4 protein-coding genes and 1 pseudogene are annotated in these 9,771 nt (G+C 53.0%); 4 read left to right on the forward strand and 1 reads right to left on the reverse strand.

Going from position 1 to position 9,771, the window contains the following annotated elements:
- From ACYVJM_RS21290 to ACYVJM_RS21305, 4 genes are all read left to right on the forward strand, one after another.
- A complete protein-coding gene (locus ACYVJM_RS21290) occupies window positions 1-1,596 on the forward strand; it encodes a RagB/SusD family nutrient uptake outer membrane protein (RefSeq protein WP_461150250.1) in 1,596 nt (531 codons plus the stop codon).
- 88 nt (window positions 1,597-1,684) lie between these two features.
- The gene (locus ACYVJM_RS21295; protein WP_461150251.1) at window positions 1,685-3,220 is read left to right on the forward strand and encodes an arylsulfatase; all 1,536 of its coding nucleotides are present in this window, start codon (window positions 1,685-1,687) and stop codon (window positions 3,218-3,220) included.
- 427 nt (window positions 3,221-3,647) lie between these two features.
- On the forward strand, window positions 3,648-5,108 hold the full coding sequence (locus ACYVJM_RS21300) for a sulfatase family protein (RefSeq protein ID WP_461150252.1): 1,461 nt from the start codon (window positions 3,648-3,650) through the stop codon (window positions 5,106-5,108).
- Between the two features lie 404 nt (window positions 5,109-5,512).
- Window positions 5,513-9,268 carry an RICIN domain-containing protein gene (locus tag ACYVJM_RS21305; RefSeq protein ID WP_461150253.1) on the forward strand — a complete coding sequence of 1,252 codons (3,756 nt, stop codon included), beginning with the start codon at window positions 5,513-5,515 and terminating at the stop codon, window positions 9,266-9,268.
- Between the two features lie 147 nt (window positions 9,269-9,415).
- Here ACYVJM_RS21305 and ACYVJM_RS21310 read toward each other — a convergent pair.
- Window positions 9,416-9,771 (reverse strand): annotated as a pseudogene (locus ACYVJM_RS21310) (NAD-dependent epimerase/dehydratase family protein); the annotation flags it as partial.

Here is a 9,771-nt window from a genome sequence, read left to right on the forward strand (position 1 = left end):
ATGAAACGAATCAACTATATACTCGTGCTTTTTCTGCTGGTTGTGTCGGGGGTATTGTTCACCGCCTGCGACCGGGAACTGCTGGATACCGTTCCCAACGACCGCCTGTCGGAAAGCCTTTTCTGGAAAACCGAGAACGACGCCAAACTGGCCGTCAACTCGCTGTATACCGATCTCGACAGCACTAATATCTTCAGCTGGGACGCCCTGACGGACATTGCCCACGTCAACCAGCCGTTCGATATCCAGTCGTACGTTGAGCAGGGACAATATGATGCCACCAGCGCCAAGATCTTTAGTGAGTGGGCCAAAGCCTACAAGGGCATCCGGGCGTGTAATTACCTGCTGGAAAATATTGGTAAAGTGCCGTCTACGAATACGGCCCTGATCAATCAGTTTAAGGGCGAAGCGAGAGCGCTTCGGGCGTATCAATACCTGAAGCTGGCCAGTCTGTTTGGCGAAGTGCCGCTGGTCACAACGGCTATTTCGCTGGACGAAAGCCGCAGTCTGGCGCGGGCGCCCATTGCGCAGATCTGGGATTTTGTGGACAAAGAACTGAACGAAGCCGCCGGTCTGCTGCCCATCACCTACGCAGCCGCCGACAAAGGCCGCTTTACCAGAGGAGCCGCTCTGGGGCTTCGGGCGCGGGCCAATTTGATGGCGGGTCGGTATCAGCAAGCTGCCGATGCCGCCGATCAGGTGATCAAACTGGGTATTTACGGACTGTATGACACGTACGAAAAACTCTTCAGCTATGCTGCCGAGAACAATAAAGAAGTGTTGCTGGACCGGCAGTTCATCAAAGACACCTATCCGGTCAATGTGTTTGCGTTGATGGCTCCTTACAGCCAGAAAAGTGCGAACAGCAACTATGTGCCCACCAAAGCGCTGGTCGACATGTACGAAACAACGTCTGGCAAGCTGATAACCGATGCCACGAGTGGGTACGACCCCGCCAACCCCTACGCCAACCGCGACCCCCGGCTCAGGTTCTCCGTGTTCCTGACGGGCGATGTGCTGCCAAGTGGCATTACCTTCCGGCCCGAGCCAACCAGCGGCACCGCCGATGCCGTGGGGAACACCTACATTGCGTCGACGACGGGGTTTAACATCAAGAAATACATCAACGCCGAGGATTATGCCAATCCTGGCAACAATGGCATCAACATTATACTGTTGCGGTATGCCGAGATCTTACTGACGTATGCCGAAGCGAAAATTGAGTTAAATCAACTGGATGCCAGCGTATTATCGGCCATCAACGCCGTTCGTAATAGCCGTGCCGACGTGAAACAGCCGTCTATCAGCAACACCGCTACGCAGGCCGAACTGCGGGCCCTTGTGCGCCGGGAACGGATCGTCGAACTCGCGTTCGAAGGCCAGCACCTGTTCGACATCCGTCGCTGGAAAACGGCCGAAACGGTACTGCCCGGCCCTATTTATGGCATCACCTACAAAACGGCCAATGGTGCGTTGGCGACCGTTCAGGTGGTAGCTGTAAACCGAACGTTCGATAAGTCGCGGCATTACCTGTGGCCTATTCCACAGAAAGAACGCAACCTGACTCCCACGCTCACGCAAAATCCGGGTTGGTAGAAATGTTTGACACAGAGATACACAGCGATACCGCAGAGATGCACTGGGATTTTTGTGTATCTCTGTATACTAATTTAATGACGAAGGCATGAAGTCAGGTTTAATCATACTTAGTTTAGTGATTCTGCTACTGTTGGCTGGGTTATTCAGTTCCTTTACTTTACATCAGCTGTCAAGCCGGAGTGCCGTACTACCAAACATCATTTACATTTATGCCGATGATTTGGGCTATGCTGAACTGGGCTGCTATGGACAGCAGAAGATCCGTACGCCGAATCTGGACAGGCTGGCCCGCGAAGGCATCCGCTTCACGCAGCACTACACCAGTATGCCCGTGTGCGCCCCCGCCCGGTGTATGCTCCTGACCGGCAAACACAGCGGTCACTCGTACATCCGGGGGAATTACGAGATGGGAGGCTTTCCCGATTCGCTGGAGGGTGGACAGATGCCGCTTTACCCGGGCGCATTCACCCTTGGTCGCATGCTGCAGCAGCAGGGTTATAAAACAGCCTGCGTGGGTAAATGGGGCATGGGCATGGCGAATACGACCGGCAACCCGAATGAGCAGGGTTTCGACTATTTCTATGGATACCTCGACCAGAAACAGGCCCACAACTACTACCCGACGCACCTTTGGGAAAACGGCACGCCCGACCGGCTGAATAACCCCGTTATCGACGTGCATCGGCGACTAACACCCGAAACGGCCACACCAGCGGCTTTTGCCTATTTTCGGGGTAACGACTACGCAATAGACAAGATGGTGCAGAAAGCGCAGGCGTTTGTCCGGCAGAACAAAAAAGGTCCATTCTTCCTATACCTGCCCTTTACCGCGCCCCACGTATCCTTACAGGCACCTGAAGCCGCCGTAAAGGAATACATCGGCAAATTTGGGGATAATCAGGCTGCCGAGCGGCCGTACCTGGGGGAGCAGGGCTATGCGTCGACGCCTTATCCACGCGCTACCTACGCGGCCATGATTACGCACATGGACGCGCAGATCGGGCAGCTGATGCAGCTGCTGAACGAGCTGAACATCGATAATAACACCATCGTCATGTTTTCCAGCGACAATGGGGCCACCTTCAACGGTGGGGTAGAGGCTGCTTACTTCAAGAGCGTGGGTACGTTGCGCGGTCTGAAAATGGATGTGTACGAAGGGGGTATCCGGGAGCCTATGCTGGCCCGCTGGCCCGGCAGGATCAAGCCGAACCAGACCACCGATCACGTATCCGTTCAGTATGATCTGCTGGCTACGCTGGCCGAGCTGGTGGGATATAAACGACCCTTCGTAACGGACGGCATCTCGTTTCTCCCAACTTTACTGGGCCAGCCTTCCCGCCAGAAACAGCACCCTTTCCTATATTGGGAATACCCTGAGAAGGGCGGGCAACTGGCCATTCGGATGGGCAACTGGAAAGCCGTCAGAACGAACATGCGAAAAGACCGAACCGCCCCCTGGGAGCTGTATGACCTAAGCAAAGACGAAAGTGAAACCACTAACCTGGCCGCTCAGCAACCGGACGTCATCCGTCAGGCCAACGCCATCGTAGCCCGCGAGCACATCCCCACACACATCAACGAGTGGGAAATCGTAACCCCCAAAACCAAACCAGCGAACTAACAACCCCAAAGGGGTTGACTATGGATAACCCCGGATGCAGTCCGGGGAGAGACCTGACATCTGTAGGCAGCGTAACTCCACCAAGGCCCAACCCCGAAGGGGTTGACTGTGGATAACCCCGGATGTAGTCCGGGGAGGGACAGCAGTCCGGGGAGGGGTAGCAGTCCGGGGAGGGGTAGCAGTCCGGGGAGGGGATGTAGTCCGGAGAGAGGATGTAGTCCGGGGAGGGGATGCAGTCCGGGGAGGGGATGTAGTCCGGGGAGGGGATGTAGTCCGGAGAGAGGATGTAGTCCGGGGAGGGGAAGCATCCCTGCCCGGCAGGAGTCGACAAGCAGACACACATCACCGTCAAACCCTTCGGGGTTGTTCGTTTAGACGGGGAAAATAGATTAGTAAACAAATTGACAATTCATTTCTTACACTGGTTATGACATACCTACCCATCCGACTATCCCGCCTTGTGCTGAGTGCCTGCACACTCATTGGGCTCGGGTTATCGATTACTGCCTGGGTTGAGAAACCCGCTCCGGCAACCCCACCCAATGTTGTTCTGTTCTTTATGGACGATCTGGGCTATGGCGATCTATCCGTGACCGGTGCGCTGGACTACACCACGCTGAATCTGGATAAAATGGCGGCCGAAGGCACCCGCTTCACCAACTTCCTGGCTGCGCAGGCCGTATGCAGCGCATCGCGGGCGGCTCTGCTCACCGGCTGCTACCCCAACCGGCTGGGCCTTTTCGGGGCTTTAGGCCCCAACTCGCCCATTGGCCTGAATCCAAATGAAGAAACGCTGGCCGAGTTGCTGAAAGAGCGCGGCTACGCCACCGGCATGTTCGGTAAATGGCATCTGGGCGATAATAAACAGTTTCTGCCCATGCAGCAGGGTTTTGATGAGTATTATGGCGTCCCCTATTCGCACGATATGTGGCCGCTGCATCCGGCTCAGGCTCAGGCTCACTATCCACCCCTGCGCTGGATTGACGGCAATGAACCCGGCCCCGAAATCAAGGATTTGGCCGATGCCGGAAAAATTACCGGGACAATCACAGAAAAGGCCGTTTCGTTTATCCGAAAGCATAAAAAGAAGCCCTTCTTTCTGTACGTACCACACCCGTTGCCGCACGTACCGCTGGCAACATCGGCGAAGTTCAAAGGGCAAAGTGCGCGGGGTATTTTCGGGGATGTGCTAACCGAACTGGACTGGTCTGTCGGGCAGATCCTGAATGAGCTGAAGCAGCAGGGACTGGATAAAAACACCCTCGTTCTGTTCATTAGCGACAACGGCCCCTGGCTCAATTACGGCGACCATGCCGGTTCGTCGGGTGGGTTTCGGGAAGGGAAAGGGACGTCGTTTGAAGGCGGCCATCGGGTGCCCTTTCTGGTGCGTTGGCCGGGTGTGGTGCCCGCTGGTCGAGTGAGCAATAAGTTACTGACGGCGCTGGATATTCTGCCAACCGTCGCCAAGCTCTGCGGTGCCCGGCAGCCCAAACAACGCATCGATGGTGTCGACTGTGTGGCGTTGCTGAAAGGCGATGACTCGGTTACCCCCCGAGATAAGTTTTATTATTACTACCGAAAAAATAGTCTGGAAGCCGTGCGGCAGGGCGACTGGAAACTCGTCTTCGCTCACCCCGGCCGCACGTATGAGGGTTTTATGCCGGGGCAGGGCGGCAAGCCGGGACCCAGTACAGAAACACATGCCATTGCAGCGGGCTTATATGATCTGCGCCGTGATCCCGGTGAGCGGTACGATGTTCGGGAACAGCATCCGGAGGTTGTTGCCCAACTCGAAAAGGTTGCCGAAGAAGCACGCACCGATCTGGGCGATGACTTACAGAAACGTACCGGCGCTAATGTCCGCGAGCCGGGGCGACTCAGTCAGTAACTAACGTTACGTTTAGTAAAGCACGTTATCCAATCAGCTGGTAGTGGTCATCACGATCAAATGCTGGTTGGATAACGTGCTTTTGCGTTATACCCGTTTCTTTCGTGGGGCTGTCTTTTTGGCTGCTGCCAGACCTGTTGAAGTGCCATACTGATTGTTTGCTAACTAGGTGATACTACTTGAGTTATACTACTCAGAATACTATACTATGCATATAATTGTTTACGTTTAATAAATATCATAAACTTAGAGTTTATTCTATTTCTTTTTTAGCATATTTGCATCGTCGTCTTAGTAGATTAACAGTTCACTAAGGTGATAAAAGAATATCCATCGTAACGTACAGTAATAATATGATCTACAAAAGATGTTTACCGATCTTAATGGCATTTCTATGTTTCAGCTTGCCTGGACTAGTACTTGCCCAAACAAAACGCGCTGTTTCTTTCTCATTCAATCTGGCGACTAACGCCCGTACCAGCGCAGGTGTATTTGCAAAGGATGGCACACTGGTTCGAACCTTATGGAGCGGGGTCAGTATGTCTGCAGGTTCTTATTCGAAAATGTGGGATGGCCTCGCTGACAACGGTCAAGCAGCGGCTACAGACAGTTACGACATCCGGGTGTTGTCGAATAATGTAAGCTATACCTGGGAGGGCGTTATTGGCAACTCTTCGTATGGCATCGGCCAGAACAACAATTTACAGCGTGCTTTCCTGCGTATGCAGGGCATGGCTATCAGCGGTACCAATGCCTATTATGGCGTAGGCTATGCCGAAGGCAATCCTTCGCAGGCTAAATTTATTGTGGGTAGCCCTCAGTCGCGGATCGAGTTTTCGCCGAAAGGCGAAACGGCCCAGGCCACGCTGTTTACGGCCACCGATGGAACCACCGTTTATTGGGCAGGTTACGACGGGTACGGCAATGGCAATACCTGGTTTGTTTATGGTACAAAAACGAGTGATAATACTGAACAGATCTTCTCAAACGGCCAGTCGCTGCGAATGACCCTCGGCAAAACGTACGCGTCCAGTCTGGATGTGATTACTCAGTCAGATGGAGTCATTACGGGCATGGCCGTCCAGAAAAGCGGAAACTACCTGTTCGTCTCGCACAAGGCAAGGCATCAGATTCGGGTGTATAACAAAACAACCGGTGCGCTGGCGCAGACGCTTACCTTTAATGATGCCGCCGGACTGGCCGTAGATAGTCAGGACAAGCTCTGGGTCATCGACGGAACGGTTGTACGCAAATACGCCGTTCAGCCGGATGGTACCTTGCTCGATGCAGGTCTGGCACTTTCGGGTCTGGAGCGTCCGATGGCGCTGGCCGTATCGCCCGATAACGGAACGGTAGTTGTTGCCGATGGCGGAGGGAGCCAGCAACTGAAAGCCTACAGCAATCTTAACGGGATGCCTTTATGGACGTTTGGCCAGCGGGGCGGTTATATAACGGACCCTACGGTGAGCAACGACAAGTTCTACTTTTCGGATGTGAGCGGCATCATCAACGATACGTTCCTGGCCTTTCAGCCCGACGGGTCGTTCTGGGTGGGTGATTCGGGGAATTACCGGGCGCAGCACTACTCGGCCAGTCGAACCTTCATTGACCGGATTCAGTACATTCAGAACAACTATAGCTCCTTTGTCGACCAGAATAACCCAAGCCGAGTGTTTGCCCAGTTCATGGAGTTTGCCATTGACTACTCTAAACCACTGGCTGCCAATAATGGCTCATGGACGCTCGTTAAAAACTGGAGGGCTACGCTCCCGATGGAGTATTTTCAGGTTATATCGATCAACCATACGTACATCACCAACATATTCAGGGATGTGCTAACGATGCCTAACGGTCGTGTCTACGGATTTTTGAATCGCTTCAGTGACAACAAACTGGTGTTGGTAGAACTGCCCGCCAGCGGTCCTTTACGCATTACAAATCAGGTGTTGGATTCTCAGAACCGGTACACCTACCACATCACACCCGATGGGTCACTGAAACAGTCTTCTAGTAATTTGTCGGGAACCACAGGTACAGTCGACTGGCAGAGCCGACCCCTAACTGGCTTTGATGCCAGCAATAACCCGATTTGGGGAACACCCGTCAATTATGTTTCGGCGCCAGTCAGTAGTGGCGAGGAGCCGGTTAGCTGGTATGGCGGACAGGGCCGAACGGGCGAAACAACTTCTTCAGGTGTCGTGATCACTTTTGATGACGGAAAAATAAGAGGGTCTTTAGGTGCCGGATACCATCTGGGTGGCCTTAAAGCTAACACCAACAAGTGGTTGTGGAAAACAGCCCATGCCACAATGGCCGAATACAAAGGTCCTTACCCAGCCGATGGTGCCTATGATGTGGGCAACTACGTCGAGTACGGCGGGGGCGGAATCAGTGTCTATGACCGACATATTTTTTGGAACTACCACGGTGAATTCTGGAAAGGTAGTCAGACCAATAAGTGGCAGCATGTCTACGATAACGGGCTTCTGGTGGGTGTATTTGGTAAAACCGGCCCCGAGGCTCGCCAGCAGTCTATCGATGGAGGCCCCGTTCCAGGTATGGCTGGAAACGTATACTACGGTACAGTAGTGAAAGGTACGGATGGCAATGTGTACCTCTACCATGCCGAGGAAGCAGGCTGGGCCGGTATACACCGCTGGAAAATTAATGGTCTCAATACCATTCAGGAGCAGATTATACCCCTCCAGAGTTTGTCGGCCTATCCCATCAGCACTAACCCGTCTGATCTTGGCGGAGTTGATCTGATGCAGGGGTTAACGTCCAAGACAGCCTTGCAGAACGGAGCCTATGGATGGACCCGGAGCCCGGCCAGCAATTTCGACAACGGTTATAATGACAAATGGATTGCTAAAACAAGCGTGCTTTCGTATGATCGCTTCACTAACCCCGATCTGTACGTGAATTTCTCGAAGGCGAATAGTTCGTATAGTGTCGCCCGCGATTTAGGAAACAACGTTGGCTTAGCTTACTGGAGTCTAAGAGGAACAATCACCTTCGATGGTACCAATCCAAACAATGGGGTTTCTGGTCAGACGAATACCGGTGGCTGTTACTTCGATGTGCTGGATAACAATGGGAAGGTGCTTGCCCGGATAAAACAACAGGTTTTCTTCGATCAGACCAATGCGCCTGTTAAACTGTATGGCAATACCTCGGTCATTGCCCAGGGGCAGTATTTCAACGCAGCATCCTCACCAACAAGCTCGTCCGATCCTTTCGAGATAACGATGTCGGCTGGCACGCTCACCATTAAATACCGGAACTATGCTCCCGTTACAGTTACGATTTATGATAAAGCAGGAGATCTGAGAAATCCGAAATCTGTCCGGCTGTTCTTCTGGTCCAGCGGCATCAATTACGAGCGTACCATCGATCTGCAAAGTCTTCGGTTTTATGTAAATGCCGCCCCTACGGTCACGACGGCCAGCGTATCGAATGGAACGAAGTATTATGTGCAGGCCAAACACAGCGGTAAATACCTGGATGTGACTGCTCAATCGAAAAGTGATGGGTCCTCGGTTATTCAGACCGCCTATACCAGCGGTACGAGCCAGCAATGGACGCTAACGGCCGTAGACAATGATGAGTATACCATCAGCGCAGTACACAGCGATAAGTTACTGGATATTGGGGGAGGTTCGACCAGCGAGGGTGCCATGGCCAGCCAATGGACATTCAATGGGCTGCCCAACCAACGGTTTAAATTGGTGGATGCGGGAGACGGCTATTTTAACGTTGTGAGCAGCAACAGCACCAAATGCCTTGAAGTGCAGGGAAACTCAACGGACGATGGCGCCTTCCTGCAGCAAAGTGCGTGCGGTGGCGGAAACAATCAGAAGTTTCTGTTTACCAAAGTAGGTGTGGATACAAAAGCAAAAGTCGTCGATTTCTTCAACGAAAATTCGGATGTACGGGTGAATGTCTACCCAAATCCGGCGGTTGACTTCGTGACCATCGATGGCGCAAAAGGGGCTGTGGTTACCGTTTTTGACGCCATGGGTCGAATAAAGTCGACAACCGACTGTGCCGTTGATTCGTCTACGCTTTCGGTCTCTTCGTACGGTACGGGAGAGTATATTCTTCAGATTAAGAAAAACAACCAGGTCATAAATAAAAAGCTGATCGTTAGCCGGATGTAAGCGACAACGCCGGGTAAAGCAAAACAGCCCTCCCCCTGTTTCTGAATAGCCAAAACGGCAGTTCAGCAACGGGAAGAGGGCTGTTTTTTTAGCCTGTTATGATTGTGATATCAGCATGAAGAGACTGACGCCACAATTCAGAAAAGTTTAGTCCAGTATGGCTAACCGGGCCACCATGCTGTCGTGAATCTGGGTCATGGTCTCCTTCAGATCGAAGGTCCAGTCCCAGCCCGGATAGTGCGCCTTGAACTTGCTCAGGTCCGAGATGTACCAGATGTGGTCCCCGCTCCGGTTGGTCTCCGAGTACTGATAGTTCATCTTATTGCCCGAAATCTGCTCACACAACGCGATCGCTTCCAGCATCGAACAGTTGGCATAACGACCACCCCCCGCGTTGTACACCTCCCCCGGACGAGGATTCTGGTAGAAGTGCCAGAACATGTTCACCAGATCCCAGCTGTGGATGTTGTCCCGCACCTGCTTGCCCTTGTAGCCGAACACCG

The sequence above is a fragment of the Spirosoma pulveris genome, from assembly GCF_054781875.1.